The 25,906-nt window shown below is 58.4% G+C and carries 26 protein-coding genes and 1 pseudogene; 19 read left to right on the top strand and 8 right to left on the bottom strand.

Annotated elements, in window-relative coordinates:
• The first annotated feature begins 116 nt into the window (after positions 1-116).
• From ACI77I_RS07460 to ACI77I_RS07420, 9 genes and pseudogenes are all read left to right on the top strand, one after another.
• Positions 117-782, top strand: coding sequence for a hypothetical protein (locus ACI77I_RS07460; RefSeq protein ID WP_406997286.1), 666 nt, complete (start codon positions 117-119; stop codon positions 780-782).
• Between the two features lie 142 nt (positions 783-924).
• Positions 925-1,101, top strand: a complete 177-nt coding sequence (locus tag ACI77I_RS07455; protein ID WP_406997236.1) for a hypothetical protein — start codon at positions 925-927, stop codon at positions 1,099-1,101.
• Positions 1,102-1,630: 529 nt separating this feature from the next.
• Entirely contained in the window at positions 1,631-2,305 is a 675-nt protein-coding gene (locus ACI77I_RS07450; protein WP_406997285.1) for a hypothetical protein, read from the top strand.
• A 424-nt stretch (positions 2,306-2,729) separates the two neighbouring features.
• Complete coding sequence (locus ACI77I_RS07445; RefSeq protein ID WP_263274878.1) at positions 2,730-3,134, top strand: hypothetical protein; 405 nt, start codon at positions 2,730-2,732, stop codon at positions 3,132-3,134.
• Positions 3,135-3,268: 134 nt separating this feature from the next.
• A pseudogene (locus ACI77I_RS07440) lies at positions 3,269-4,461 on the top strand (IS4 family transposase).
• Positions 4,462-4,684: 223 nt separating this feature from the next.
• The gene (locus ACI77I_RS07435) at positions 4,685-4,987 is read left to right on the top strand and encodes a hypothetical protein (protein ID WP_406997235.1); all 303 of its coding nucleotides are present in this window, start codon (positions 4,685-4,687) and stop codon (positions 4,985-4,987) included.
• A gap of 178 nt (positions 4,988-5,165) precedes the next feature.
• Positions 5,166-5,411 (top strand): hypothetical protein, encoded by a 246-nt coding sequence (locus ACI77I_RS07430; protein ID WP_263274880.1) that lies wholly within the window; start codon positions 5,166-5,168, stop codon positions 5,409-5,411.
• Positions 5,412-5,584: 173 nt separating this feature from the next.
• Positions 5,585-6,136, top strand: a complete 552-nt coding sequence (locus ACI77I_RS07425) for a DUF6990 domain-containing protein (protein WP_406997234.1) — start codon at positions 5,585-5,587, stop codon at positions 6,134-6,136.
• A 154-nt stretch (positions 6,137-6,290) separates the two neighbouring features.
• Positions 6,291-6,536: a hypothetical protein gene (locus tag ACI77I_RS07420; protein WP_083359004.1), complete on the top strand. Its 246-nt coding sequence runs from the start codon at positions 6,291-6,293 to the stop codon at positions 6,534-6,536.
• Between the two features lie 88 nt (positions 6,537-6,624).
• On the opposite strand, the gene ACI77I_RS07415 is transcribed toward ACI77I_RS07420, so the two are convergent.
• From ACI77I_RS07415 to ACI77I_RS07400, 4 genes are all read right to left on the bottom strand, one after another.
• Positions 6,625-6,927, bottom strand: a complete 303-nt coding sequence (locus tag ACI77I_RS07415; RefSeq protein ID WP_242155542.1) for a DUF6124 family protein — start codon at positions 6,925-6,927, stop codon at positions 6,625-6,627.
• A gap of 475 nt (positions 6,928-7,402) precedes the next feature.
• The gene (locus tag ACI77I_RS07410; RefSeq protein ID WP_406997233.1) at positions 7,403-8,743 is read right to left on the bottom strand and encodes a c-type cytochrome; all 1,341 of its coding nucleotides are present in this window, start codon (positions 8,741-8,743) and stop codon (positions 7,403-7,405) included.
• A 16-nt stretch (positions 8,744-8,759) separates the two neighbouring features.
• Positions 8,760-10,997, bottom strand: coding sequence for a molybdopterin cofactor-binding domain-containing protein (locus ACI77I_RS07405; protein WP_406997232.1), 2,238 nt, complete (start codon positions 10,995-10,997; stop codon positions 8,760-8,762).
• Positions 10,997-11,449: a (2Fe-2S)-binding protein gene (locus ACI77I_RS07400; protein WP_094951512.1), complete on the bottom strand. Its 453-nt coding sequence runs from the start codon at positions 11,447-11,449 to the stop codon at positions 10,997-10,999. The genes ACI77I_RS07405 and ACI77I_RS07400 overlap by 1 nt, the downstream gene beginning before the upstream one ends.
• 287 nt (positions 11,450-11,736) lie before the next feature.
• Here ACI77I_RS07400 and ACI77I_RS07395 point away from each other — a divergent pair, with 287 nt between their 5' ends.
• Entirely contained in the window at positions 11,737-12,477 is a 741-nt protein-coding gene (locus ACI77I_RS07395) for a hypothetical protein (RefSeq protein WP_094951511.1), read from the top strand.
• A gap of 4 nt (positions 12,478-12,481) precedes the next feature.
• On the opposite strand, the gene ACI77I_RS07390 is transcribed toward ACI77I_RS07395, so the two are convergent.
• A complete protein-coding gene (locus ACI77I_RS07390) occupies positions 12,482-12,907 on the bottom strand; it encodes a septation protein IspZ (protein WP_176462954.1) in 426 nt (141 codons plus the stop codon).
• A gap of 211 nt (positions 12,908-13,118) precedes the next feature.
• Here ACI77I_RS07390 and ACI77I_RS07385 point away from each other — a divergent pair, with 211 nt between their 5' ends.
• Together ACI77I_RS07385 and ACI77I_RS07380 are read left to right on the top strand one after the other, a co-directional pair.
• Positions 13,119-13,409 carry a hypothetical protein gene (locus ACI77I_RS07385; protein WP_094951509.1) on the top strand — a complete coding sequence of 97 codons (291 nt, stop codon included), beginning with the start codon at positions 13,119-13,121 and terminating at the stop codon, positions 13,407-13,409.
• A 267-nt stretch (positions 13,410-13,676) separates the two neighbouring features.
• Positions 13,677-14,177 carry a hypothetical protein gene (locus ACI77I_RS07380; RefSeq protein WP_406997231.1) on the top strand — a complete coding sequence of 167 codons (501 nt, stop codon included), beginning with the start codon at positions 13,677-13,679 and terminating at the stop codon, positions 14,175-14,177.
• A gap of 49 nt (positions 14,178-14,226) precedes the next feature.
• On the opposite strand, the gene ACI77I_RS07375 is transcribed toward ACI77I_RS07380, so the two are convergent.
• Both ACI77I_RS07375 and ACI77I_RS07370 read right to left on the bottom strand, forming a co-directional pair.
• The gene (locus tag ACI77I_RS07375) at positions 14,227-14,853 is read right to left on the bottom strand and encodes a helix-turn-helix domain-containing protein (RefSeq protein ID WP_406997230.1); all 627 of its coding nucleotides are present in this window, start codon (positions 14,851-14,853) and stop codon (positions 14,227-14,229) included.
• A gap of 5 nt (positions 14,854-14,858) precedes the next feature.
• The gene (locus ACI77I_RS07370) at positions 14,859-15,017 is read right to left on the bottom strand and encodes a hypothetical protein (protein ID WP_176462952.1); all 159 of its coding nucleotides are present in this window, start codon (positions 15,015-15,017) and stop codon (positions 14,859-14,861) included.
• Between the two features lie 268 nt (positions 15,018-15,285).
• On the opposite strand from ACI77I_RS07370, the gene ACI77I_RS07365 reads away from it, so the two are divergent.
• Positions 15,286-17,403: a TonB-dependent receptor family protein gene (locus tag ACI77I_RS07365; protein ID WP_406997229.1), complete on the top strand. Its 2,118-nt coding sequence runs from the start codon at positions 15,286-15,288 to the stop codon at positions 17,401-17,403.
• A 139-nt stretch (positions 17,404-17,542) separates the two neighbouring features.
• Here the strand turns inward: ACI77I_RS07365 and ACI77I_RS07360 are convergent, their stop codons facing one another.
• Entirely contained in the window at positions 17,543-19,375 is a 1,833-nt protein-coding gene (locus tag ACI77I_RS07360) for a sigma-54-dependent Fis family transcriptional regulator (RefSeq protein WP_094951506.1), read from the bottom strand.
• Positions 19,376-19,673: 298 nt separating this feature from the next.
• Here ACI77I_RS07360 and ACI77I_RS07355 point away from each other — a divergent pair, with 298 nt between their 5' ends.
• The 6 genes from ACI77I_RS07355 (at position 19,674) to ACI77I_RS07330 (ending at position 25,696) form a co-directional block, all read left to right on the top strand.
• Positions 19,674-20,768, top strand: a complete 1,095-nt coding sequence (locus ACI77I_RS07355) for an ABC transporter ATP-binding protein (RefSeq protein ID WP_090402916.1) — start codon at positions 19,674-19,676, stop codon at positions 20,766-20,768.
• Positions 20,768-21,865, top strand: coding sequence for an ABC transporter ATP-binding protein (locus tag ACI77I_RS07350; protein WP_094951504.1), 1,098 nt, complete (start codon positions 20,768-20,770; stop codon positions 21,863-21,865). Before ACI77I_RS07355 ends, ACI77I_RS07350 begins: the two co-directional genes overlap by 1 nt.
• Positions 21,862-22,728 (top strand): carbohydrate ABC transporter permease, encoded by an 867-nt coding sequence (locus tag ACI77I_RS07345; RefSeq protein ID WP_025858174.1) that lies wholly within the window; start codon positions 21,862-21,864, stop codon positions 22,726-22,728. Before ACI77I_RS07350 ends, ACI77I_RS07345 begins: the two co-directional genes overlap by 4 nt.
• Positions 22,729-22,738: 10 nt before the next feature.
• Positions 22,739-23,539 (top strand): carbohydrate ABC transporter permease, encoded by an 801-nt coding sequence (locus tag ACI77I_RS07340; protein ID WP_003232361.1) that lies wholly within the window; start codon positions 22,739-22,741, stop codon positions 23,537-23,539.
• Positions 23,540-23,549: 10 nt separating this feature from the next.
• Positions 23,550-23,822, top strand: a complete 273-nt coding sequence (locus tag ACI77I_RS07335; protein WP_094951503.1) for a DUF2160 domain-containing protein — start codon at positions 23,550-23,552, stop codon at positions 23,820-23,822.
• Positions 23,823-23,953: 131 nt separating this feature from the next.
• A complete protein-coding gene (locus ACI77I_RS07330; protein WP_263274884.1) occupies positions 23,954-25,696 on the top strand; it encodes an ABC transporter substrate-binding protein in 1,743 nt (580 codons plus the stop codon).
• Positions 25,697-25,906: the final 210 nt, after the last annotated feature.

Raw genomic sequence — 25,906 nt, 5'->3', positions numbered from 1 at the left:
CAGAAGAAATGGCGCGGGTAAGACTTTATAAAGTACTTGCCACTGCCCCAGACAACCCGCAATGGTTGCAAGAATTGGCTCACTGGATGCGTTACTACCAGGTAGGTGTTTGGCAATTGTACTTTTGGGCGCACCAGTACGATCAACGCCCCGGCAACCATATTCGCCAACAAAACTACAGCTTCCAAACCGGTGCCAACATGATGGCCGCGATGGCGATCCTGGGTTGGAAGGATGCCGTCATCCATCAGGGCTATCTCACTCATGCGGCGCTTAATCGCGAACATCAGTTGGTGATCGAGTATGAAGAGCAGCACCGCCGCGCCCAAGCCTTTATGCTTCGCGTGTTTGCCGATTGGGTGGGCGATTTATCGCATCTTTGGCCGGCCTATGCATATGATGAGCCTATCTACGAAGCTCTACTGGCCAACTGGCGCACCGCCAACCCCGACGACTTGTTGCCCTGCCTGCTGGCCGCATGTGACCGCCACACCTGGCAAACCGGCAAAGACAGCCAAAAGAATTCGTACGATTTCGATCAGGAATGCCACATGGAGCGCGTGCCGGTGGAAATCCTCTACATATTGCGTCTACGCCAATGGGAAGGCTTGCCCAATCCTCAGCAGATTGATCATCCGCTGATGGCCGCGCCCTTTGACCAATTGCCGCCCGAGCAGCCAGTGCCTGAGTTGGACGAATTGATGCAAGGTGTGCTCAAGCGCGCAAGGGAAGACTGGCCACAGTACGATGAAGTGCTGTCTTTGCCAGCATTGAAGAGTTGAATAGGTGCAAAAGGACCAGGGCAGGTTATTCCTGATGCAATCAGCCCACCTAAGTTCAGCCGGGTTGAAGACCTGTTTGGGCAGACATTTGAAAGTATCCCGCTGTCGCACCTTCCCAATTGGAAAACCGGTTCGCTTGTAAATGATGGGGGTGTTGGGCGAGCAACTGGCCCTTCAAACCCTCAACGGAAAAACCGGCCTCAATTTCAAGCCATTGCAGAACGGTAGCAACCACGGCTGTGATGGCTGCGCGGTGGCGATCAATGGCGATACGATTACCGTGGTGGTGATGGATGCGAAGTCTTCGGTAATGGCGTGAATAAGGCCGGTACGCCGCACGGAGATCCGGCGACGAGGTTGAGAGGGTGGTTGGGTAATAGCTCAATTGCCGACTCTGATCCTGCTTTACGCGATGCTTTGCAAGCGGCGTTGGATTCAGGAAAAGCCAAGGTTCAAGGTGTAACAGTCAAAGTCGGTGTTCCCGCCCCCGGTAAAACAGGTGTAGCAGAGTTTAAGGTGGAACCATGGTCCAAGAAATAATTCAGTGCGAGCGCTCGGGCGTAAACCCGAAATGGCCTTCTTACAAAAGTGTGCTGGGGCGCATAGCCAAGGGGCCACACGCCTCAGATGAATACGAGTTGAATGGCATCCGTGAATATGTTGAGCGCGGCGATGCATTTGCGAAGCCATCAATGCCTGTACCGAATAGTGACAACGTTACGCGTAGTAGCTCCGAATGGATGGCCGTCACACGAGCCCACAAGGTATTGGCAACCGCACCAGATAACCCGCAATGGCTTCTGGAATTGGCCCATTGGCTGCGCTATTACCAAGTAGGAATTTGGCAGTTGTTCTTCTGGGCGGGTCAGTTCGACATTATTGCCAAAGCGGCAGGCAATGATCGACGCCGCCAAAACTACAGCATCCAAACCGCCACCAATATGATGGCCGCCATGGCGATCCTAGGCTGGAAGGATGCCGTCATCCATCAGGGCTATCTCACCCATGCGGCTCTCAACCGTGGGCATCAATTAGTGATTGAGTACGAAGAGCAACACCGCCGCGCCCAAGCCTTTATGCTGCGTGTGTTTGCCGATTGGGTGGGCGATGTCTCGCATCAATGGCCTGCTTATGCTTATGACGAACCCATCTACGAAGCCTTGTTGGCCAAGTGGCGCACTCCCAGCCCCGACGACCTGATGCCCTGTCTGTTGGCCGCGTGTGACCGCCACACTTGGCAAACCGGCAAAGAGAGCCAGAAGAATTCTTACGACTTCAATCAGGACTGGCACTTGGAGCGCGTGCCGGTGGAAATTCTCTATATCCTGCGCCTGCGCCAGTGGGAAGGTTTAGCCAATCCGCAGAAGATTGATCATCCGCTGCTGGCCGTGCCCTTTGACCAATTGCCGCCCGAGCAGCCAGTGCTTGAGTTGGACGAGTTGATGCAAGGTGTGCTAAAGCGCGCAAGGGAAGACTGGCCACAGTACGATGAAGTGTTGTCGTTGCCAGCATTGAAGAGTTGAATAGGTGCAAAAGTAGCAGGCGAAGTCGGCCCAAGTACTGTTAAAGATGTAGATGTTGTTGCTAACGAAGGATCTAAAGAACTTCAGTTATTACTTGGCTTTTCAAATGGGCGAAACCATTTGAGCATTATGCCAAACATTCTCAAGGGGTCATATTGGGCGGCAAGGGTAAAGCAACAGCGAAGCCAGATGGTGCGGATGTACGAGAATTTACTTCGTTAGACTCTTACGTTAGTGTCGCACGATCTTTTTGGTCTCCCGCTGCTCGGGGAGGAGTACTGTAAGGAACTCGAGCAGATGGCTCCATACTTAGATTTGAACCGTCGACTGGATACTTTGGTGTTATGAGAGGAGGAAAAATAAATGCCTTCTTTAGGCCAAGCGGTGATGCTGCCGCACAGCTAAAATACTTTAAGGATCAGCTATGAAAGATGAAAGTGTATTTGAACTATGTTCGAGTGTTTTAACGCGCGTTGGGTTTGGTGGTGAAAGTCTAATATCTTTAATTCAGAAGTGGAGGTTTTTTATTGAGGAGTGCAAGGGTGGATATCGTTGGGATTATTCTGAATACCTTAATGATATTAGGTTTAGGTCCTTGCTGCAGCGTTTGCTAGAAGAGCCAAAAATTGCTAGCGCAGATGAGTTTAGAGAGCTTTTTGATGAGTTGGCTTGCCTTGATGATATGTTTAAGAGTCTGCTGCAGCCCGACCTTTTTATAGGTGCGGGTGAGAGATGGTGGGAGAGAGGTGTATTGATTCGTGCTGGAGAAGAATATTGCTTTTATATGAAGGCGGCTCACGGAATTGTGGTTGAAAATATGGATTGTTGAACACAAAGGAAACTGGGAGTAAAAAGGGGACAGATTCTGAGGGATCCCCACAAATCCACTCCAAGCTCATATTGAAGAGGCCTGCATGAGTCGGCAACTTGGTTTGCACCACACAAAAACAAGAGCCCGAACCCATGCAGGCCATCCGATTTTTACACAGAGCGTTCGCTCAAGCACTGCCTTCAATCCATTCTCGCCGTCTAACCACGCTGATGAGTTGTGTCAGTTCGTTACTGCAAGGCCGTCGCCTGACGCTGACAGCGCTGGGGCGTTTCATGCCAGGTCAGGCGTATCCCAAACATGCGATCAAGCGAGTGGACCGATTGTTGGGTAATCAACACCTAAGAGCAGAGCGGCCACTGTTTTACTGGGTGATGCTGCGGGCATTGTTGGGCTCCTTGAAGCATCCTTTAATTTTGGTCGATTGGTCTCGAATTGATGCGCCTGGCGATGCCTTCTTGTTGAGAGCCGCAGTCCCGTTTGCGGGACGCTCGTTTCCTATTTATGAAAGCGTTCATGAGCGCGAGAGTTGCCCAAAATACCAAAGCCGGCGGCTCAAAATGTTAGCCGAATTACTGCCTGATGGATGCGTTTCAGTCCTGGTCACTGATGCAGGCTTCCGGCGCCCCTGGATGCAGGCCGTAGCGGCGCAGGGCTGGTATTACGTGGCTCGCATACGAAATCGGGAGCTTTATCGTCGCGAAGAAAATGACTGGCAACGGGTAAAGAATTTGTACGCTCTGGCCACCTCATCACCTAAGTCGTTAGGTCGTGTAGAGATGACACGTAGCGCCCCTCACTTCGTCGATTTGTACTGCGTCCGTCACTCAGCTAAGGGCCGCAAACACCAACGCTTTACAGGCTCAATCGCCAGAAGCAAGCTAAGTCGGCAGTCCGCCATACGTGAGCGCGAGCCGTGGTTGCTTGCGAGCAACTTGCCGCAAAGCGAGTGGAACCCAGCAAAAATCGTGGCGATTTATAAGCGGCGTATGCAGATCGAAGAAGGCTTCCGAGATGTGAAAAGCGAGCACTTGGGATGGGGCCTGAATCTGCATCGAAGCCAATGTCCAAAGCGCATTGAAGTGCTGCTGTTGATTGCCGCCTTGGCCAACTACCTCATCTTCTTAACAGGGTTGCAGGCACGGGAGAACCAATTGGAACGGCGCTATCAAAGCAATAGCCTCAAAGAGAGGCGAGTACTTTCATTGTGGCGTTTAGGCCGGAATATTGGCGCAGTTGCACAGGTTTCGGTGACCGAGAGCATTTGGAAATATTGGAGCATGCTCTGCGCGATGAGATGCATCATCAGGCGCAGAGTTTGGAGTAGATTTGTGGGGATCCCTCAGGGTCTGCCCCGACTTTCCCTCACCATCATGTTAGAGATCGCAGATCGTTCCCACGCTCTGCGTGGGAATGCCGCCTGGGACGCTCCGCGTCCCGCCAGCCCACGCATGTCTCGAATGCTGCGTACGGGTGACGCAGAGCGTCACGGGATGCATTCCCACGCGGGAGCGTGGGAACGATCTATATAAGATTCCAGAGGTTATATAGTGATTACTCAAGACCTACAGTTAGCGAAGCAGATTTTTGAGTTGCTAGATGCTGGCATCGTGGATGGCTACGACTCGTTTTGTTATGAGGTAGTAGTAAGCGTGGGGTATATGGAAACTGTTCTTACTGTCGAGAAGGAAGGGGGTCAGGTGACGGATGCAGAAACGGATTACAATGGCGCAATCCTCTATCGTTTGGTGAAGGAATTGAGGGCGTGCGCCATCAGACGTGGTGAAAATTGGAATTCGTTTGTGATGACTTATACGCGTGGTGGACAAGTTAAAACCAAGCTCAATGTTTGATTGATAAAAAGTCTTATATCAAAAAGTATCTGTGAAAGCGGACTAGAAAGGGCGAGGCTATCTGTTTGGCTTTGCTCGGTTATTCAGGCGGGGAAAAAGGGACAAATTCATTTGGTTTTTTGATTGTGTTCGGCCAAATAAATGTGTTCCCTTTCTGCTATGCATCTAAGTGGTGTTTATGGATATTTTGAGTAAAGAGAGCATTGCCAGCGTCACGCTGTTTGATGTGAGGGTGTCGGAGAGCGAACTGATGGTGTTTGCCGACTGCATGAGAATTGTGATGGAGCACTACACCGATTCTCAGATTGCCGAGATGACTGTGTGTGAATCTAAGCAAGAGCTGTCTTACTTTCTGTCCGGGGTGACGGATGTCGTGAGAGAGATGGAGAGGCAGGAATATTTGCCTGATCGGTTTAAAGCCTAGCGGCTGGGTGGGAGGGCTATTCGCTCCGGTGTTCAGGCACGAAATAGGGGGCAGACTACGGTTTTGTAAAGGTAATCAAAATTGCTCTTTGAAACATGTGAATGGTAGTCTGACTCCTATTTCCACTCTAACGGTATTCCTATTGAGGTTATGAATTTCCCCGGGGCCAAGTGATGAAAGAAAAAGATGTTGTTGCAATTTTGAAGGAGCAGGGCTGGACCTGTGGCAAGGATGAGGTTGGTGATTATTTTTGCGTCACCGATATCGGAGGGGTTCAACTTCAGATTATTCCATCGGTGGGTAAGCGCTCGGACCATTTTCGGGTTTTGCTTATGTCCTCCGTGTCGTCCACAGAATTTTCGGATGCTGTTTCCTTTATATCGGGTGATAGGGGCAGTCATGCGCCGATTATCGTTAGCAATGAAGCACCGGAGAAGTTGTCTGTTTTTTCTACTGATGATGTCGTTAGGCTTTCTGAAAAGGCTGCATCTTGGGCTCGCTCTCAGAATGTTGACGAGGGGTTGAAGATTTATAGAGAGCTGCCAAGCAATGTTAAGGGTGCAATGCCCCTCCAGCATCTGGCAGCTCTGGCAATAGCCGGTGATAGTGGACGTTTGGACGAATACAAGAAGAGTTTTGAGAAGGGCGATAGGCTCGGGTTCGTGCCTTACATTACCTCCGATATGATTGGTAGAGCACTGATGATAGCGCAAGGAAGTAAGTAATCATTCTGTAAGAAACCCAGCCAGCAGCTGGGTTTCTTATAGTGGAAAAGTAGAAGAGAAAAGGAAAAGAAAAAGGGACGGATTTATTTGATTTTTTGATTATGTTCGACCCGATAAATTTGTTCCTTTTCTGCTATGAATCTAAGTGGTGTTTATGGATATTTTGAGTAAAGAGTGTATTGCCACTGTCACGCTGTTTGACTTGAAAGTGTCAGAAGGTGAACTGATGGTGTTTGCTGATTGCCTAAAAATTGTTATGGAGAACTATAGCGATTCTGAGATTGCCGATATGACAGTTTGCGAGTCGAAGGAGGAGCTTTCTTACTTTCTTGCAGGTGTCACTGAGGTATTGAAAGAGATGGTGAGGCAGGATTACTTACCTGATCGGTTCAAATCCTAGCCTGTGCGTGAGAGGGCAATACCCAAGTAAAGTTTAACGTGGACTCATGTGGGAGCAGGCAAGCCAGCCCCCACAGTTTTTGCCGTGTTCAGGCAGGCGTTTTTGCGGGGTTCAGGCACTCAATAGAGCGGTCCACGGTGGTCTTGGCCATTTCCAGCAAATGCCACACCGCCAGAATCTTCGCCCGCTCGGGGTTAGGCAGTTGCTCACTGCAGTTGAGTGTCGTGGCCGAAGCGCTGTCGAGCAAGCTGGAAGTGTAGAGCAGGGCGTCTTCGAAGCTCAGGTCTTCGATTTGAACACCTTGGGTCGGCAGGTAATGGTCGATGGCGCGGTTGAAAGCGGCGCGGTCTTTGGTGGCATTGCGGGGTGGATCGGGGACGATTTTTTTCATTGTTTAGTACCTGTCTGATCAAGGAGCCGAAACTCTTCGCGACTAAACGAGGGTGGCGGCTGTACGCAGGTTAGTCGACCGGTCAGAACAGGAACCCGGCGCGCCCGAAGACGCCCTGCGCACAGCCACCATAACTTCTGGGGGACCATGCGCCTGTTCTGAAACCGAGCGACTAAACCCGATCACTGATGAGCAGTGACGGATCGCAGACTAGCCATCGATTCCAACAGGCACAAGGCGGCAGAGATTGTCTAGGAAACGTCCTGCAATTTAAAGCGACACGCCCTGCTGGCCCTTTACAAACCATGACCCAATACCACTAATCAGATCGTTCCTACGCTCTGCGTGGGAATGCCTCCTGGGACGCTCCGCGTCCCGCCAGCCCACGCACGTTTTGAATTCGGCGTATGGGTGACGCAGAGCGTCACGGGCGCCATTCCCACGCGGAGCGTGGGAACGATCTGCGATCCAGGCCTTAACGCATATGCAGAATAATCGGGCTGCTGCTCGCCGGGTCGGTGTGCCCGCGCAGCGTGTTCACCGCCGCTGCATCGACCGCACCGCCGTTGTTGCCCCACGTACCACGCACGTAAGTCAGCACCTGCGCGATTTCCGCATCCGACAATTGCTCCCGAAACGCCGGCATACGGTAGGCGTCCGGCACACCGGCGGTCACGATACGTTGTGAACCATTAAGCGTGATGTTGATCGCCGAGGCGCTTTCCTTGGCCAGTGCTGAGGTGGCGCCCGCCAGCGGTGGCATCCACTCCGGCTGGCCCTTGCCGTCCAGGCCATGGCAGGACGCGCAGCGGGTTGCGTAGGTGTGGGCACCAGGGGCGTCCGCGCGCGCGGTGGCCGCCTGATACTGCCACGGCGAACCGTCGCGCTGCGGGTCGCCGGGCAGGGACTTGAGGTAGCGGGCGATGGCGTTCAAATCCTCATCGCTCATGAACTGCGTGGAGTTATTGAACGCCTCGGTCATCGAGCCATACACCACCGCATGCTGGTTGCGCCCGGTCTTGAGGAACCGCACGATCTCGTCCTCGCTCCAGCGCCCCAACCCGGTGTTGTGGTCCTGGCGCAAGCTCGGTGCATACCAGCCATCGAGCAGAGCGCCAGCCAGGTAGGGCGCGCCGGACTCGTCCAGTGCCTTCTCGTTGAAGGCCAGGCCGCGCGGCGTGTGGCAACTGCCGCAGTGGCCGGGGCCTTGGACGATATAGGCGCCACGGTTCCACAGCGCGTCCTGGGCGGGGTTGGCCGCGTAGGTGGCGTTGGGTGCGAACACGCCGTTCCACAGGGCGATGGGCCAGCGCATGTTCAGCGGCCAGGGAATGCTGCTTTCGATGTTGGGCTGATTGGCCGGCTCCACGCCCTGCATGAAAAACGCGTACAGCGCACGCATGTCGTCATCGCTGAGCTTGGCGTAAGACGGGTAGGGCATGGCCGGGTAAAGCCTGCGCCCGCCCGGCGCGACGCCGTGGCGCACCGCACGGTCGAAGTCGGCCGCGGTGTAGGCGCCGATGCCGGTGTTGCGGTCGGGCGTGATGTTGGTGGCGTGAATCGCGCCCAACGGCGTGGCCATTTCCAGGCCGCCAGCGAACGGCGTCTTGCCCGGCAAACTGTGGCAGGCCACGCAGTCGCTGACTCGGGCGACGTACTCGCCACGACTGACCAAGGCAGGGTCAAAACTGGCGGCGGGGGCTTGTTCTAAAGGCGAAGCGGGCTGGCGGGTGACGTACCAGGCCAGTACGCCTGCTGCGACCGCGCCGGCCAGCACCAGCCAGCCTGCGGTTCTTGCGAATCGGCGGTTGTTCATGCGCGTTCCTTGTCGGTCAGGCGAAAGTGTATCGGCTCAAAGGCAGGCTGCGGATGCGCTGGCCCGTCAGGTGCGCCACCGCATTGGCCACGGCCGGCGCCACGGCAGGCAGTGGTGGTTCACCGATACCGCCCATTTTTTCGCCACTCTCGACGATCTTCACGTGCACCTGCGCCATTCGCGACATAGGCAGGATCGGGTACAGGTCGTAGTTGCGCGCCCGTGGTTTGCCGTCGACGTACACCGCTTCCTCCAGCAAGGTTTGCGACAGGCCCAGGGCCACCGCGCCATTAACCTGCGCTTCGATGATCGCCGGGTTGACGATGCTGCCCGGGTCGATGGCTTCCCAGATGTGGTGCACCTTGACCTGGCCGTTTTCGATCGACACTTCGGCAACCACGGCAGCGTGGGAGCCGAACGGTGACGCCATGGCCACGCCACGCGCGCGGCGGCTGCCGTCTTCTGCGGTGTAGGGGCCACGCTTCCAGCCGCCGGACAACTCGCCCACCGCTTGCAGCAGGGTGGTCAGCCGCTTGTTGTCGCGTAGCAAGTGCAGGCGTAGCTCGTACGGGTCGTGCCCACCTTTGTCGGCCAGTTCATCGAGGAACGCTTCGTAGAAGAAGTCATTCAGCGAATTGCCCACCGAGCGCCAGTAGCCGAGCATGGTCGGGCCTTTGACGTAGATCTGCGCGATACGCTTGTTGGGGATCGCGTAGCTTTTGCCCGACAGCCCTTCGAGGGCCGTGGGGTCGATTTTGTCGCCCTGTTTGCCGGCAATGGCTTCGCTGGGGCCTTCGGTGGCGCTCACGGCTTCAATCGCCAGCGGGAACCCTTGGGCGTCCAGCGCCGCGCGGAACTTGACCACGGCGACCGGGCGGAGCACGTCGCGCAGGAACTCTTCCTCACGGCTCCAGATCAGCTTGACCGGGCGGCCGACGGCCTTGGCCAGCGCGATGGCCTGCGGGTAAGGGTTGGCCGAGTCATACAAAAAGTGTCGGCCGAAAAAGCCGCCCAGCAGAGGTGAATGCAGGGTGATCTTCGCCGGGTCGAGGCCGGTGCGCTTGGCCATGTCGGCGCGGAACATATCCGGCGCTTGGTTGGGCAGCCAGACTTCCAGCGTGTCGTCGGGGTTGAAGCGTGCCAATGCCGACGGCGGCTCCAACTGGGCGTGGTTGACGTACTGGTTATGGTAGGTTGCTTCGACCTTGGTTTTGGCGTTTGCCAGCGCACCGGCTACATCGCCTTCGTTTTCATCGTCGCGGGCCGGGCCTTGCTGGGCGGCGAGGAAGTCGCGGTATTTGTCGCTGGAAAAATCCGCCGGCATCGCGCGTAGGGTCGAGTCCGCAGCGGCTTCCAGCCATTCCACTTGTAGGGCTTCCACCGCGCGCTTGGCGTGCCACCAGCGTTCGGCCACCACGGCCACGGCGCCGGGCAGTTGATGCACCGAGTGCACGCCTTTCATGGCTTCGACCTGCGCCTGGTTACGCAGGCTGCCCACGGTCATGCCCAGGCGTGGCGCATGCTGGACGGCGGCGTGGAGCATGCCGTCGACTTTGATGTCGATGCTGTATTGCGCCTTGCCGGTGGATTTGTCGTAGGCATCCAGGCGTTTCACCGGCTTGCCGATCCAGCGGAACTGGCTCGGGTCGCGCAGCGTGATAGTGGCCGGATCGGGCACTGGCATGTCCAAGGCGCGCCCGGCCAGTTCACCGTAGCCCAGCGAGCGACCGGACGCGGCATGCACCACGCGGCCGGGTTGGGTGGTCAACTGCGCCACCGGTACACCGAGCTGCTCGGCGCCGGCTTGCAGCAGCATCGCGCGGGCCAGGGCGCCGAGGCGGCGCATGGTCGGGTAGCTCATGCGCACCGACATGCTGCCGCCGGTGATGCGCATACCGTTTTCCATCACCACATACGCCTCGCCGGGCGGCGCGGCCTCGACGATGAAGGTGGCGGGGTCGGCGTCCAGTTCTTCACCGACAATCTGCGCCATCGCGGTGTGGGTGCCTTGCCCGCCTTCCATGAAGGGGCTGAGCAGGCGCACGCTGCCGTCGGGGCGGATCTCCAGAAATGCCGGCACCTGGGTGCCGCGTTCTGCCGGGTTGGCCGTGGCGGCGTAAACCCTGGCCGAGCCCAGTGGCAGGCCAAAGCCGATCACCAGCGCGCCCACGGCGGTACTGGCCAGGAAGTGTCGGCGCGACAGGTTGACCGGTTCGCTCAGGGGCGCGTCGAAGAATGCCTTGGGCGTGCTCATCAGACGCGCTCCTTGGCCAAATCATGCACGGCGGTGCGGATCGCGTTGTAGGTGCCGCAGCGGCACAGGTTGATCATCGCCGCTTCAATCTGCGCATCGCTGGGCGCCGGGGTGTGCTTGAGCAGCGCGGTGGCGGCCATCACCTGGCCGGACTGGCAGTAACCGCACTGCGCCACTTGATGCTCGACCCAGGCCGCGACCACGCGCTTGCCCACGTCATCGGCTTCAATCGCCTCGATGGTAGTGATCTCGCGGCCGACCACGCCTGCCACCGGCGTCACGCAGGAGCGCACCACGTTGCCGTCCACCAGCACCGAGCAGGCGCCGCATTGGGCCAGGCCGCACCCGTATTTAGTGCCGGTCAGCCCCAGATCATCGCGGATTACCCAGAGTAACGGTGTGTCCGCGTCGGCATCGACCTCGTAGGCCTTTTGGTTGATACGTAATTGCATGGTTCACCTGCTGATCAACGGTTGGTGTGGCTTTTCTTATAAGTGCCAGGCGATTGGTCGCCCATCGTTGAACTCTAGACCACGCGGCAAGGCCTATCTATCCAATCGCCGGAAAGTCCGGAGGATTAGGCAAGTATTCAACAGGATTGCACCACAGCTTCTGGCCTACGGACTTGTAGTCCTTTACTGATCTACGCCCGCGCGCTGCACTTTTTTTCATTCTTCTGATCTATCCCTGTCACGACCACGCCCATTCTGCGCGTGGACAGCAGCCAGACCCGGTGCCGATGGATCGAACGTTAATTGCTTTTATCACCCGATGGCCGCTGCTGATGGCGGCGGTGTTTGTGCTCTGTGCGAGCGGCTGCAGCCAGCAGGCAGGCCGCGATATCGCCAAGCAGTTCAGCGAGGGCAAACCCGACGAATTTTTTCAAACCAGCGTCGATCGCATGGCGACCTTAAGCATGCGCGCCAACCTGCAAAGCCTGTACCTGCTGATGAACAAGCTCTACTTGCGCAACCCCAGCCAGTGGCGGCAATCGGGTTACACGGATGCGGTGAGTGCTGCGCGGGAGATTCGCCAGGCCATCGAAAACCGTCAACCCTTGCCTGCGCTGGGGGACCGGCGTGACCTGGCGGCATTGAGCTATTCGTTGAGCCCGGAGTTTCGCGGCGACCGGGTCGGCGCGTTTATCTATGCCATCGGCAGCATGCTCGTGACGGCCCACGGTGGCCGCACCCAGTTTTATATCACCGACTCGATCAACCCGCAGTTTGTCAGCAACGCCGCGCGCAATATCGAGAAAGCCACCTGGCTGCTCAGCCAACGCCAGGACGCTAATGGCGTATTGCTGCTGTTTTCCAATGAGATCTCGGAGGAGGGCAGCAACTTAAGTTTTGCCGTTGAGTTCGGCAAAGTGGTCGCGCGCCTGGACCTGCTCGCGCAGATGCTTGATGAGCGTTACCGGCGTGTCGCACTGAATTACGCGCAGAGCTTGCTGCTGATGAATTTCCTGCCGGTGCAGTAAGCGTTTATGCCGGTTGGCGCCAGCCGACAGCCAGCACGCCGCCGATAAACAGCGGCGAGGCACCGTAGGCTTTGTAGTACAGCTGCACATCAAATGGCGCAAAAAAGGCAATCAGCGCGTTGACGATGGCCAGGCCGATAAACAGCAGTGAAAGGTGCAGGGTGAAGGTTCGCCATTGCGCCGGTGAGCGTTGCAACTGCCCGCCGAACACGCCGCGCAGCAGATTGACGCGGCATCCCACTTCCAGGGCCACGAGCAGCAGCGCGAATAAGCCGTACACGACTGTCGGTTGGACCCGCAGGAAACCTTCGCTGGGAAACACGAATAGACGCAGCGCCAGGCCGAGCAGCACGGCAAACAGCGAATACACAACAAGCGTGCGCCATAGAAGGCTGAAGGCCAGGGAAATTCGCTGCTTTGTCGTCGTCATGCGGTACATCCTGGTGGTCAAAAAGCCGCAAGTGTAACCCTTCGAGCGCGCGCCATGCCCCGACTGATCTGAATGGGCAAAACACATTGTGTTTAAGCCAGTACGGCGTTTCTCTCTCTTATGTAGGAAGTGGCCTATCTTGCCTTCCTCTGCTTGAAACACCTCCCGGTCGGCCATAGCCTCGGACTTTTCCTAATGATGAGTGCCTGACTTGGGTAAGCAAAAAACGGTTTGGCCTACTGAACGCGAAATTCGCCTGCGATTTATCCTGTTTGCCGTGATCGACGTGGCGAGTGCTCAAGGCGTCCCCGCCGAGGTGCTATTGCCCGCACACAAACTGCTACGCGACGCGCCCACCGAGGCGCAGCTGCTTGAAACGCTCGCCGATATTCTGGCGTGCGATGAGATGCTTGGGTTCAGGTTCCCAGCGGGAACGGAGGCGGATGATTTAATGTGCGCGTTGGAACGTGGGGCCGATACGACGAAGGGCGTGGTTTTTTAAACACTGTTTAGATCGTTTATTTCCTTACGGTTGGTCTCAAGACCTGAATCGCATATCCACAGCGACGTTTATCGGCATAAACAAGAGTGTTTAGACGTCGTAGCAACGCTCCGTCCGTCATCACAGCCTGCGCAGCTGTTCTGATTAACTAAGCTTGCCCCCGAACAGCCATTTTTGCTGCTCTGCCGCCGTCTTGCGCCGCTGCCCGGCGTCTCTAGAATCGGCGCCAGACCTTAGCCATTTGCTGTCGATTACGGAGTTTCGAACATGATGAATGCAATGCAGATGCCGATGAACACCTCCATGCCAATGATGCCGATGATGGGCATGCCGATGATGATGGCCACCCTGCAATGTGAAATGGCCGGCGGCGCCATGATGTGCACCATGAAGCCTGCGGCCGGGATGGACATGGCTCAGTTCAAGACCAACGCCGAAATGATGGCGATGATGATGAACTGCGGTATGCCGATGATGATGCAGTGCGCCAACATGACCATGATGTGCATGTCGGCCGACGCCATGAAAATGATGACTGACATGAACATGCCGATGATGGCCATGGGCATGTCGATGCCGATGATGAAGTGCATGATGGAATGCATCCTGATGGGCGACAGCCTGCAGTGCAAAATGATGCCGATGCCTGGCATGAGCATGGCCATGATGGAAAACTGCTGCATGCTGATGAACAAGCTGATGAACGACTGCGCGATGCCGATGATGATGAGCTGCAACGGCATGCCGATGATGTGCTGCACTTGCTGATAGATCCCGCAGCATAAAAAACGCCCCGATGATTCGGGGCGTTTTGCATTCAGTCCAGACGTTCCGGGTAGGTGATCACCAAGAACGCCACCGCCTCACTGTCTGCCGGGTTGCGGTAGCGGTGGGGCTGGTCGGCGTAGAACAGAATCGAGTCGCCGGTGGACAGCAGGTAGCGCTCATCGTTGACGCTGACTTCCAGCACACCTTGGGCCACCACCAGGTTTTCCTGGATGCCGGGGCCATGGCCTTCGGACACTTCTTCGCCGAGGGCCCGCAGGCGTATTTCATAGAATTCAGATTGGCGTGCCGTGTCGTAGGGAAACAACGCACGGCTGACGAACGTGCCGTCGGCACTCACCAGGCGTTTGCTCTGTTGCGCCGGCAACACCTCGACACCTTCAAAGGCACGGTCTTCCAGAAAGGCCGCCACCGACACCTTCAAACCCTTGGCGATTTTGCACAGCACCTTGATCGACGGCACGCTGCGGCCGGATTCGATCTGCGCCAGCATCGCCCGGCTGTCGCCGCAGGCACGCGCCAGGCCGTCCAAGGAGAGGTGGCGTTTGCTGCGTAGGCGTTGCAGGTTCTGCGCGACACACAGGCTGGTGTCGTCATCATCAAGGCCGGGCTTTGGAAGGGGTTCGGGCGGTTCGGCAAGCACGTGTAGGAAATTCATCGGCGTTACGCCCGGCGCGTATCACTGGACGGCGCCGCCTGTACGGTAAACACCGCAAGCCCGGCACGCGCCGCGTACATCGCCCACATCAACTCGGCCGCTGCACGTGCCTGGCGGCGTTTACGGTGGAGGGTGAAGTCGATGACGGTGGCGGATGTTTGCATGGGGGCGATCTCTTGGGGCCTGGTTGGCCCACGTAAATGACTCAATGGCTCCACAGTAATGTGTAGCGGTTATTTCTTTAAATACTGAGTTTGCATGTGTTAATTCGTTTTTGGACTTAAAAAAACGCGTCGGACGCTGTTGTGGGAAGGGGCTGGTCCGTTAATCAGGCGTGACCTGGCAGGCCTGCCTGGCTTCCCATCACTGTTCGTGTGATGGCCGCCCACTTGGTCTGTGCCTGTCACGCCCCCGAATTCGAAGGACTTGCCCATGTTGTTGCGTCAACCTCCGCTGCTTTTTGCCACCCTGACCTTGAGTTCGCTGGTGCACGCCGACGCACTGCAACTGGCGCCGGTCGAGGTCACCGGCAGCGAAGCCAGCGCAGGTGAAGTGGCCCAGGCGCAACTCAAGAGCGTGCCCGGCGGCACTCACTACATCGACATGAACAGCGTGCAGCAGGGCCGGGTCAGCACCAACGAGGATGTGTTCAAGTACCAGGCCGGGGTGTACGCCAAGGCGGCCAACAATGAAGGCGTGAAACTCTCGATCCGCGGTTCGGGCTTGAACCGCAGCCCGGGTTCCCACGCCTCTGGCTTGTATGAAATGTTCGACGGTTTGCCGCTCACCGGCCCCGGCGGTACGCCGTATGAACTCAAAGACCCGCTGTGGCAAAGCCGCGTCGAGGTGCTGCGCGGCGCCAACGGCTTTGATCAGGGCGCGCTGGCCTTGGGTGGCGCGGTCAACTACGTGACGCGCACCGGCTATGACGCGCCCACGCTGCAAGTACGTTACGAAGTGGGCAGTCGCGGTTATGCCCAGCGCGAGATCAGCTCCGGGCAGGTGCTGGGCGATGCCGACTACTACATCAGCCTCACCGACTCGGAGTCCGACGGCTACCAGCACCAGAGCGCCGGCACGGGCAAGGGCGTGGCGGCCAACTTCGGCTACCGTTTCAACCCGGACCTGGAGACGCGGTTCTATTTGCGTTACCGCGAAACCACCAACGACACGCCCGGCAAGCTGACGCGTTACCAGATCAGCCACACGCCAACGGCCGCCAACAGCCTTAACGCCGCCCGTGATTCCAAACGCCTGCAGCCAGGCTCCACGTGGATCGCCAACAAGACCACCTTGCAGTTGGATGACAATGCCCGCGTCGAGGTCGGGCTGGCCTATCACGACTACCCGATGGACCTGCGCGAGGGCACCAACCGCCTGAAAGTCGCCTACACCGATATCAGCGGCACCCTGAATTACATCCGCCAGGACACCGTGTTCGGCCACGACAGTAAAACCACGGTTGGCCTGCGCACCACCCAGGCGATGCCGAATAACGGTGCCTCGGAATATGTGCGTACGCCTGCCGGTAACACCGCCATTTACGCGCCCGGCACCAAGACGCGCGATTACAGCTATCTCGGCTCGGACACCGTGCTGCATATCGGCAACGATCTGGAGTTGGTACCGGACCTATGGCTGACCACCGGCCTGGCCGCGATCTACACCCGCCGCGAAACCCAGGTCACTTACCCCGAAGGGCAGGCGCCGCTCAGCCAACATGATTGGGACTACGCCCCGCGTATCGGCCTGCGCTATGACTTCACCCCGCAATTGCAGGTGTACGGCAACCTCAGCCGCTCGGTCGAGCCGCCGCATGCGTGGTCGATGATTTGGGGTTCGAATAAATACTTTCCCAAAGGCAGCGGTCCGGCCACTGGGTTGCAACGTGAAGGCGTCAGCTTGCGCAACCAAACCGCTACCACCCTGGAGTTCGGCGGGCGAGGCGAGCAGTGGTTCGGCCAGTGGGACCTGGCGCTGTACCGCTCCGAAGTGCGCCACGAATTGCTCACGGTGGAAACCCAGGCAGCAACGATCAATAGCAGCGCGATCATCGCCGAAGCCAACGCCAGCCCCACGGTGCACCAAGGCTTAGAATTGAGCGTGCTCAGCCCACTCTGGGACGGCGGTCGCAACGGTCAGTTGGCCCTGCGCCAGGCCTACACCTACAGCGATTTCCACTATCGCGACGACGAGCGTTTCGGCGACAACACCTTGCCGGGCATCCCCAAGCACTACTACCAGGCGCAACTGCGCTACAGCCACCCGACGGGTTTCTACACCAGCCTCAACACCGAGCATTCATCCCGCGTGGCGGTGGACTACGCCAACACCTACTACGCGGCGGCCTACACCACCCTCGGCGCCACCTTTGGCTACGACGCGCCCAAGCAGGACTGGCAAGCCTGGGTCGACGTGCGCAACCTCACCAACCGTCGCTACGCCAACACCGTCACACCGGGTTACGACGACAAGGGCCTGGATATGGCGCGGTCCACACCGGCAGACGGGCGGGGCATCTACACCGGCGTGTCGTGGCGCTGGCGTTAAGCAACACCTGTATGACCCGCTCGCCACAGGAAGCCCGCTCGGAACAGGAGGCCCACTTGCCACAACAGCTCCCACTCGCCACAACCACTGGCATGTAACGCCCAAAAAAACACCACGGGTGCAGACCTGCCGCGCTAAGTCAGCTTTCGTGCTGCCGCAGGCGCTTGTACAGCGTATTGCGGCTGACGCCCAGTTCCCGCGCCAAGTGGGAAATGTTCCCGCCCGCCGCCTTCAGGCGTTGCGTCAGGTCGATGCCATCCTCGAGAAACTCGCTGGCAGGTAATGGCGCCGTCACCTTCAAGTCCACGAAAAAATCATCCGGCAAATGCTCCGGGCGCACCGGCTGCTCCTCGGCCATCGCCAGCGCCACCTGCAACACGCTGCTTACCTGGCGCAAATTCCCCGGCCACGGGTGCTGCTCGAACAACGCCAGCACCTCGCTGCTCAGCCCGGCCCATTGGGTCGGTTCGCGGTGCTGCTGCCACAACTGCTGGAACAGCGCCTGTTTGTCGGTACGTTCACGCAGCGGCGGCAGCTCCAGGGTCAGGCCGCCGATGCGGTAATACAAATCCTCGCGAAAGCGCCCGGCCTGTACCCATTCGCGTAGCGCGCGGTTGGTGGCGGAGATGATCCGCAAGTCCACCGGGAACAGCTCGCTGCTGCCCACCGGTTGCACGCAGCGTTCCTGCAGCACGCGCAGCAGGCGGGCCTGGGTCGGCAGCGGCATATCGCCGATCTCATCCAGGAACAGCGTGCCTTTGTCTGCCTTGCGGATCAGGCCGATGCTGCCTTTCTGATTGGCGCCGGTGAAGGCGCCTTTTTCATAGCCGAACAGTTCCGATTCGACCAATTCCGCCGGAATCGCCGCACAGTTCACCGCGATAAACGCCTGCGCGCTGCGCGAGCTGGCCTGGTGCAGGGCTTTGACAAACACCTCTTTGCCGACGCCGGTCTCCCCGTGAATCAGCAGCGGAATGTCCTTTTCCAGCAGGCGCACGGCCTGACGCACGGCTTTTTCCACGCGCACATCGCCAAAATGCAGGGTGTTGAGGCCGATCGACGTCGGTTTTGCGGGGGCCGTTTTGCTGAGCTTGGGCTCACTGAACACGCGCGCCTGCACCGGCATTTTCTTCGGCCGCTTCAATAAACACTGAAACCGATTGCGTCCCGCCGCTTGCAGCGAGAACGGCATGCCTTCCGGCTGATTCAACAGCTCCAGCAGCGACACCTTGAACAAACTGTCGATCAGCACCCGCGACAGGCTAATGCCCAGCAAATTATCCGCGCGACGGTTGGCCGACAGCACTTGGCCGCTCTCGTCAAAAATCAGCAAGCCCGCCCATTGGCTGTCGAGGTTGTTCAGGCCGGTGTTGAAGGTCAGTTGGAAGTGCTCGCCGCGAAACAGGTTGAGGATCAGCCGGTTTTCCACGGTCTGGCTCATCATCTTGACCATGCCCAAGGTGTGGGAGGGCGGCAGGTAGCTGTCGCTGGACACGTCCAGCACCGCGATGATTTCGCGCTGGGCATCGAAGATCGGCGCCGCCGAGCCGGTCATGAAGCGGTTGGCCTTGAGGAAGTGTTCGTCATGCTCGATATGCACCGCCTGCGCGCAGGCGAGCGCGGTGCCGATCGCGTTGGTGCCGCTGCTGCGCTCCTGCCAACTGGCGCCGGCACTGAAACCGCGCGCCAGTTTCGGCTCGATAAACCGCTGGGTGCCCCACGAAGTCAGGACCTGGCCCTGGTTGTCGGCCAGCATGATCAGGCAGTTGGAATTGCTCAGGATGTTTTCGTAGTAGGGCAGCACTTCCTGATGGGTGGTCTGCACCAGCGAATGCTGGCTTTCCAATAACTGGCTGATGCCCTCGGCGGGCAGTTGGTCGAAGCTGGGCGTGCTCTGGTGGTCCAGGCCAAATGCGCGGCAACGCCGCCAGGACTCCTGGATAAGGGTGTCGTGAGCCAAGGGTTCGGCCATGGGGCGACCTTCATTTTTATTGTTGTGGGGTCAATCTGCTGGAGGAGCAGTTTTAAACAGGTGGGAGCGGGCAAGCCCGCTCCCACCTTTAGATCTGTGTCGCCCATCAATTGTTGTTCACAACTGTTCATTGTCAACCCCGCGCCTGTTCAGTTGTTCAGCCAGGGGTGTTCACTCGTGTTCATGCCTGAACAGCGTATTTGACCCATCTCCTTACAGATCAACCACCTGCCAGTTCTGGCACGAAACTCGCTCTGCAGGGTTGCCAGATTCATTCCAATAATAAAAAGGGCGTGTCATGTCATTGACCCTGGAACATGTCTCCCGCGTCGTCGAAGGCCAAACCTGGATCGACGACGCCAACCTGCGTTTCGAAGCCGGTTCCTTCAACGTGTTGCTCGGCCGCACCCTGTCCGGCAAGACCAGCCTGATGCGCCTGATGGCTGGCCTGGACAAGCCCGACAGCGGCCGCATCCTGATGAACGGCGTGGACGTCACGCAAAAGCCGGTACGCCTGCGCAATGTGTCGATGGTCTACCAGCAGTTCATCAACTACCCGACCATGACCGTGTTCGAGAACATCGCCTCGCCGTTGCGCCAGGCCGGTGTGTCCAACGAGCTGATCCAGAGCAAAGTGCTGGAAACCGCGAAGATGCTGCGCATCGAGAAGTTCCTGCAGCGCCACCCGCTGGAGCTGTCGGGCGGCCAGCAGCAACGCACGGCCATGGCTCGTGCGCTGGTCAAAGACGCCGAACTGATCCTGTTCGACGAGCCGCTGGTGAACCTGGACTACAAACTGCGCGAAGAACTGCGTCAGGAAATGCGCGAACTGTTCAAGGCGCGCCATACCATTGCCATCTACGCCACCACCGAACCCAACGAAGCCCTGGCCCTGGGCGGCACCACCACCATCCTGCATGAAGGCCGTGTCATCCAGAGCGGCAAGGCTGCCGAGGTGTACCACCAGCCACAGACGGTGCTGGCGGCCGAGCTGTTTTCCGAGCCGCCGATTAACCTGATGCCCGGACGTATCAGCGGCAATGAAGTGAGTTTCGCCAACTTTGTGCACTTCCCGCTCAACGTCGACCTGCGACCCATCGGCGAGGGCGAGTTCCGCTTTGGCGTGCGCCCCAGCCATATCAGCCTGGTGCCGAGCAACGACGATGACCTGGAGCTGGCCGTCACCGTGGAGGTGGCTGAGATCAGCGGCTCGGAAACTTTCCTGCACGTGCGCAGCGAGCATTTCCTGCTGGTGCTGCACCTGCCGGGCGTACACGAGTACGACGTCGACGCGCCGATCCGCGTGTATATCCCCACCCATAAACTCTTTGTGTTCGATGGCCAGGGCCGCTTGGTCCAGGCCCCTGGGCGCCGTGTTGCGAGGGTTGCCTGATGGCCGAGATCCATTTGCAGAACCTTGCCCACAGCTACAGCCCTACGCCGGCTGGCCCTGAGGACTACGCGATTCGGGAAATGAACCATGTGTGGGAGCAGGGCGGCGCCTACGCCTTGCTCGGGCCGTCGGGGTGCGGCAAGTCGACCTTGCTGAACATCATCTCCGGCCTGCTCAGCCCGTCGGAAGGCCAGGTGCTGTTCGACCATAAAGTGGTCAACGACCTGACCCCGGAAAAACGCAACATCGCCCAGGTGTTCCAGTTCCCGGTGGTGTACGACACCATGACCGTGTTCGATAACCTGGCCTTTCCGCTGCGCAACCAAGGCATGCCCGAGGCGAAAATTCACAGCAAGGTGCAGGAAATTGCCGAGGTCCTCGACCTGCAAAACCTGCTGAGCAAAAAGGCGCGCAACCTCACGGCCGATGAAAAACAGAAAGTCTCCATGGGCCGTGGCCTGGTACGCGACGACGTGTCGGCGATCCTGTTCGATGAACCGCTGACGGTGATCGACCCGCACCTGAAGTGGAAGCTGCGGCGCAAGCTCAAACAGATCCACGAGCAGTTCAATATCACCATGGTCTACGTGACCCACGACCAGCTCGAAGCCTCGACCTTTGCCGACAAAATCGCGGTGATGTACGGCGGGCAGATCGTGCAGTTCGGTACGCCGCGCGAGTTGTTCGAGCGGCCCAGCCACACGTTTGTCGGCTATTTCATCGGCAGCCCGGGGATGAACCTGATCCAGGTGCAGGCCGAGGCGGGCGGGGTGCGTTTTGCCGGGACGCTGTTGCCCTTGTCCGAGGCGTTGCAGCAGCGCATCCGCGACACCGGCTACAAGAAACTGCAGGTGGGCATCCGCCCGGAATTTATCCACGTGTGGGACGAGTACAACCCTGACGCGCTGCAGGCCGACGTCACTCACGTCGAAGACCTTGGCACCTACAAGATCATGACCCTCAACCTCGACGGCGCGCCGTTGAAAGTGCGCCTGGCCGAAGACAAGCCGGTGCCCGAAGGCAAAGCCTCGATCAGCTTCCCCGCGCAATGGCTGATGGTCTACGCCGATGACTATCTGCTGGAGGTGCAGCCATGAACAAGGTGCAGAACAACAAGGCCTGGTGGCTGGTGTTGCCGGTGTTCCTGCTGGTGGCGTTCAGTGCGGTGATCCCGATGATGACCGTGGTCAACTACTCGGTGCAGGACATCTTCGACCAGTCCAGCCGCTACTTTGTCGGTGCCGACTGGTACAAGCAGGTCTTGCTCGACCCGCGTTTGCACGACTCCTTGCTGCGCCAGTTCATCTACTCGGCCTGCGTGCTGTTGATCGAAATCCCGCTGGGTATCGCCATCGCCCTGACCATGCCGACCAAGGGCCGCTGGTCGTCGCTGGTGCTGATTATTCTGGCGATTCCGCTGCTGATTCCGTGGAACGTGGTGGGCACCATCTGGCAGATCTTCGGCCGCGCCGACATTGGCTTGCTGGGTTACAGCCTCAACGCTTTGGGCATCAGCTACAACTACGCGGCCAACACCATGGACGCGTGGGTCACGGTGCTGGTGATGGACGTGTGGCACTGGACCTCGCTCGTGGCGCTGCTGTGCTACTCGGGGCTGCGGGCGATTCCGGATGTGTACTACCAGGCCGCGCGGATTGATCGTGCGTCCGCCTGGGCGGTGTTCCGACATATCCAGTTGCCGAAGATGAAAAGCGTGCTGCTGATCGCGGTGATGCTGCGCTTCATGGACAGTTTCATGATCTACACCGAGCCCTTCGTGCTCACCGGTGGCGGGCCGGGTAACGCCACTACCTTTCTGAGTCAGACGCTGACCCAGATGGCTGTCGGCCAATTCGACCTGGGCCCAGCGGCGGCGTTTTCCCTGGTGTACTTCCTGATCATCCTGTTGGTGTCCTGGCTGTTCTACACCGCCATGACCCATTCCGACGCCAACCGCTGAGGCCGCCAACATGAGCAAACGCAAGCTAATACCCTTACTCATCTACATCCTGTTCCTGCTGGTGCCTATCTACTGGCTGTTGAACATGTCCTTCAAGAGCAACACCGAAATCCTCGGCGGGCTGACGTTGTTTCCGCAGGATTTCACCTTGGCCAACTACAAGGTGATCTTTACCGACCCGAGCTGGTACACCGGCTACCTCAACTCGCTGTACTACGTCAGCCTGAACACCGTGATTTCCCTGAGCGTGGCGCTGCCGGCGGCGTATGCCTTCTCGCGCTACCGTTTCCTGGGTGACAAGCACTTGTTCTTCTGGCTGCTGACCAACCGCATGGCGCCGCCGGCGGTATTCCTGCTGCCGTTTTTCCAGCTGTATTCGTCCATCGGGTTGTTTGATACCCACATCGCCGTGGCCCTGGCCCATTGCCTGTTCAACGTGCCGTTGGCGGTGTGGATCCTTGAAGGCTTCATGTCCGGGGTGCCCAAGGAAATCGACGAAACCGCCTACATCGACGGCTACTCGTTTCCCAAGTTTTTCGTGAAGATTTTTATTCCGCTGATCGGCTCCGGCATCGGTGTGACGGCGTTTTTCTGCTTCATGTTTTCCTGGGTCGAGCTGCTGCTGGCGCGCACCCTGACCTCGGTCAACGCCAAGCCCATCGCGGCGGTGATGACCCGCACGGTGTCAGCCTCAGGGATTGATTGGGGCGTGCTGGCGGCGGCGGGGGTGTTGACCATCCTGCCGGGCATGCTGGTGATCTGGTTTGTTCGCAACCACGTGGCCAAGGGCTTTGCCCTCGGCCGGGTCTGAGGAGTCGATGATGGAATGGATGGCCTGGACCACCCCCACCGCGTTGTTCTTTGGCGGTATTGCCCTGTTGCTGGTGGGCATGACCACGTGGGAATTGCGCTCGCCGAGCATCCCGCGGCGCGGCGTGTTGCCGATCAGCACCACCCGTGGTGATCGTTTGTTTATCGGTCTTCTCGGCAGCGCTTACCTGCATTTATTGGTGATCGGCGTTACCGACTGGAGCATCTGGGCGGCGTCCGCGCTGTCTGTGGTGTGGCTGTTGAGTGTGATGCGTTGGGGCTAGACATGTTCTGTGCAGGCCCGAGCGTGTTGTGGCGAGGGAGCAAGCTGCCTCGCCACAACACGCTCGGGCCTGCACAGACTCAGGGGCGCGTCGCGTCTGTAGTCCCGTTTGAAATTAACCAGGAGGTCTCTATGTTGAATAAAAACAATAAGCTGCGACATAGCATTTCATTGGCCGCCGTACTGGCCCTCAGCGGTTTGAGCGCCACGGCCTGGGCCGATGCGTATGAAGATGCGGCGAAAAAATGGATCGGCAGCGAGTTCAAACCGTCCACCCTCACCGAAGCCCAACAGCTCGAAGAGTTGAAGTGGTTTATCAAGGCGGCCGAGCCGTTCCGTGGGATGAAGATCAACGTGGTGTCGGAAACCCTCACCACCCACGAGTACGAGTCCAAGGTGCTGGCCAAGGCCTTCAGCGAAATCACTGGGATCAAGCTGACCCACGACCTGCTGCAGGAAGGCGACGTGGTGGAAAAGCTGCAAACCCAGATGCAGTCCGACAAGAACATTTATGACGGCTGGGTCAACGATTCCGACTTGATCGGTACGCACTTTCGCTATGGCAAGACCGAGTCGATTACCGACCTGATGGCCAACGAAGGCAAAGACTTCACCTCGCCGACCCTGGATATCAAAGACTTTATCGGCATCTCCTTCACCACCGCGCCGGACGGCAAGATCTACCAGCTGCCCGACCAGCAATTTGCCAACCTCTATTGGTTCCGCGCCGATTGGTTTGAGCGCCCGGAGCTGAAAGCCAAGTTCAAGGAAAAATACGGTTACGAACTCGGCGTCCCGGTGAACTGGTCGGCCTATGAAGACATTGCCAAATTCTTCAGCGAAGACGTCAAGGAAATCGACGGCAAACGCATCTACGGGCACATGGACTACGGCAAAAAAGACCCGTCCCTGGGCTGGCGCTTCACCGATGCCTGGTTCTCCATGGCCGGTGGCGGCGACAAAGGCCTGCCCAACGGCTTGCCGGTGGACGAGTGGGGCATTCGTGTGGAGGACTGCCACCCGGTGGGCTCCAGCGTGACCCGTGGCGGCGACACCAACGGCCCGGCCGCCGTATTCGCTACGCAGAAATACGTGGACTGGATGAAAGCCTACGCACCACCGGAGGCGGCGGGCATGACCTTCTCCGAATCCGGCCCGGTGCCGTCCCAGGGCAACATCGCCCAGCAGATCTTCTGGTACACCGCGTTTACCGCCGACATGACCAAGCCGGGCCTGCCGGTGGTGAACGCGGACGGCACGCCGAAATGGCGCATGGCCCCCTCGCCGGTCGGGCCTTATTGGGAAAAGGGCATGAAGAAGGGCTATCAGGACGTGGGTTCCTGGACTTTCCTCAAATCCACCCCCGAGAAGCAGAAACTCGCGGCCTGGCTTTACGCACAGTTCGTGACCTCGAAAACCGTGTCGCTGAAGAAAACCATCGTTGGCCTCACGCCGATTCGTGAGTCCGACATCAACTCCCAGGCCATGACCGACCTGGCGCCCAAACTTGGTGGCTTGGTGGAGTTCTACCGCAGCCCGGCGCGGGTCGAGTGGACGCCGACCGGCACCAACGTGCCGGACTATCCACGCCTGGCGCAGCTGTGGTGGAGCAACATCGCGGCGGCTGCCAGCGGTGAGAAAACCCCGCAGCAGGCGTTGGATAACCTGGCCAAGGAACAGGACGCGATCATGACGCGCCTGGAGCGCTCTAAAGTGCAGCCGGTGTGTGGCCCGAAAATGAACCCCGAGCGTGATGCTCAGTACTGGTTCGACCAGCCGGGCGCGCCGAAGCCGAAACTGGCCAATGAGAAGCCTAAAGGCGAGACCGTGGCTTACAGCGATTTGCTCAAGTCGTGGGAGGCGGCGCGTAAGTAAGCGCGTTGGGCGGTAGTACAAAGCGGTACTTAGGTGCCGCTTCGAATGTGGGGAGCTGGCTTGCCTGAGATGGCAATCTGTCAGTCAGTAGAGTGTTGACTGATCCGCCGCTATCGCAGCATGGGTATCTACACATCTTTTTATGGGTTGAATTCTTTGGTTGTCGCGGGGGGCTGGGTACATATCCGTTATTTGGGTAACGGCTGCTGT

The sequence above is a fragment of the Pseudomonas sp. D47 genome, assembly GCF_045447305.1.
Classification (GTDB): Bacteria; Pseudomonadota; Gammaproteobacteria; order Pseudomonadales; family Pseudomonadaceae; genus Aquipseudomonas.
The sequence above is the reverse complement of the archived record's forward strand: the minus strand, read 5'-3'. Positions and strand labels throughout refer to the sequence as shown.

Coding starts and splice junctions, on each gene's coding strand:
- ACI77I_RS07445 (WP_263274878.1), top strand. CDS start 2,730: ATGAAAGATGAAAGTGTATTTGAACTATGTTCGAGTGTTTTAACGCGC.
- ACI77I_RS07390 (WP_176462954.1), bottom strand. CDS start 12,907: ATGACGACGACAAAGCAGCGAATTTCCCTGGCCTTCAGCCTTCTATGG.
- ACI77I_RS07345 (WP_025858174.1), top strand. CDS start 21,862: ATGAACAAGGTGCAGAACAACAAGGCCTGGTGGCTGGTGTTGCCGGTG.
- ACI77I_RS07365 (WP_406997229.1), top strand. CDS start 15,286: ATGTTGTTGCGTCAACCTCCGCTGCTTTTTGCCACCCTGACCTTGAGT.
- ACI77I_RS07330 (WP_263274884.1), top strand. CDS start 23,954: ATGTTGAATAAAAACAATAAGCTGCGACATAGCATTTCATTGGCCGCC.
- ACI77I_RS07405 (WP_406997232.1), bottom strand. CDS start 10,997: ATGAGCACGCCCAAGGCATTCTTCGACGCGCCCCTGAGCGAACCGGTC.
- ACI77I_RS07425 (WP_406997234.1), top strand. CDS start 5,585: ATGAAAGAAAAAGATGTTGTTGCAATTTTGAAGGAGCAGGGCTGGACC.
- ACI77I_RS07335 (WP_094951503.1), top strand. CDS start 23,550: ATGGAATGGATGGCCTGGACCACCCCCACCGCGTTGTTCTTTGGCGGT.
- ACI77I_RS07355 (WP_090402916.1), top strand. CDS start 19,674: ATGTCATTGACCCTGGAACATGTCTCCCGCGTCGTCGAAGGCCAAACC.
- ACI77I_RS07340 (WP_003232361.1), top strand. CDS start 22,739: ATGAGCAAACGCAAGCTAATACCCTTACTCATCTACATCCTGTTCCTG.
- ACI77I_RS07350 (WP_094951504.1), top strand. CDS start 20,768: ATGGCCGAGATCCATTTGCAGAACCTTGCCCACAGCTACAGCCCTACG.
- ACI77I_RS07420 (WP_083359004.1), top strand. CDS start 6,291: ATGGATATTTTGAGTAAAGAGTGTATTGCCACTGTCACGCTGTTTGAC.
- ACI77I_RS07415 (WP_242155542.1), bottom strand. CDS start 6,927: ATGAAAAAAATCGTCCCCGATCCACCCCGCAATGCCACCAAAGACCGC.
- ACI77I_RS07360 (WP_094951506.1), bottom strand. CDS start 19,375: ATGGCCGAACCCTTGGCTCACGACACCCTTATCCAGGAGTCCTGGCGG.
- ACI77I_RS07455 (WP_406997236.1), top strand. CDS start 925: ATGATGGGGGTGTTGGGCGAGCAACTGGCCCTTCAAACCCTCAACGGA.
- ACI77I_RS07375 (WP_406997230.1), bottom strand. CDS start 14,853: ATGAATTTCCTACACGTGCTTGCCGAACCGCCCGAACCCCTTCCAAAG.
- ACI77I_RS07395 (WP_094951511.1), top strand. CDS start 11,737: ATGGATCGAACGTTAATTGCTTTTATCACCCGATGGCCGCTGCTGATG.
- ACI77I_RS07400 (WP_094951512.1), bottom strand. CDS start 11,449: ATGCAATTACGTATCAACCAAAAGGCCTACGAGGTCGATGCCGACGCG.
- ACI77I_RS07370 (WP_176462952.1), bottom strand. CDS start 15,017: ATGCAAACATCCGCCACCGTCATCGACTTCACCCTCCACCGTAAACGC.
- ACI77I_RS07410 (WP_406997233.1), bottom strand. CDS start 8,743: ATGAACAACCGCCGATTCGCAAGAACCGCAGGCTGGCTGGTGCTGGCC.
- ACI77I_RS07380 (WP_406997231.1), top strand. CDS start 13,677: ATGATGAATGCAATGCAGATGCCGATGAACACCTCCATGCCAATGATG.
- ACI77I_RS07430 (WP_263274880.1), top strand. CDS start 5,166: ATGGATATTTTGAGTAAAGAGAGCATTGCCAGCGTCACGCTGTTTGAT.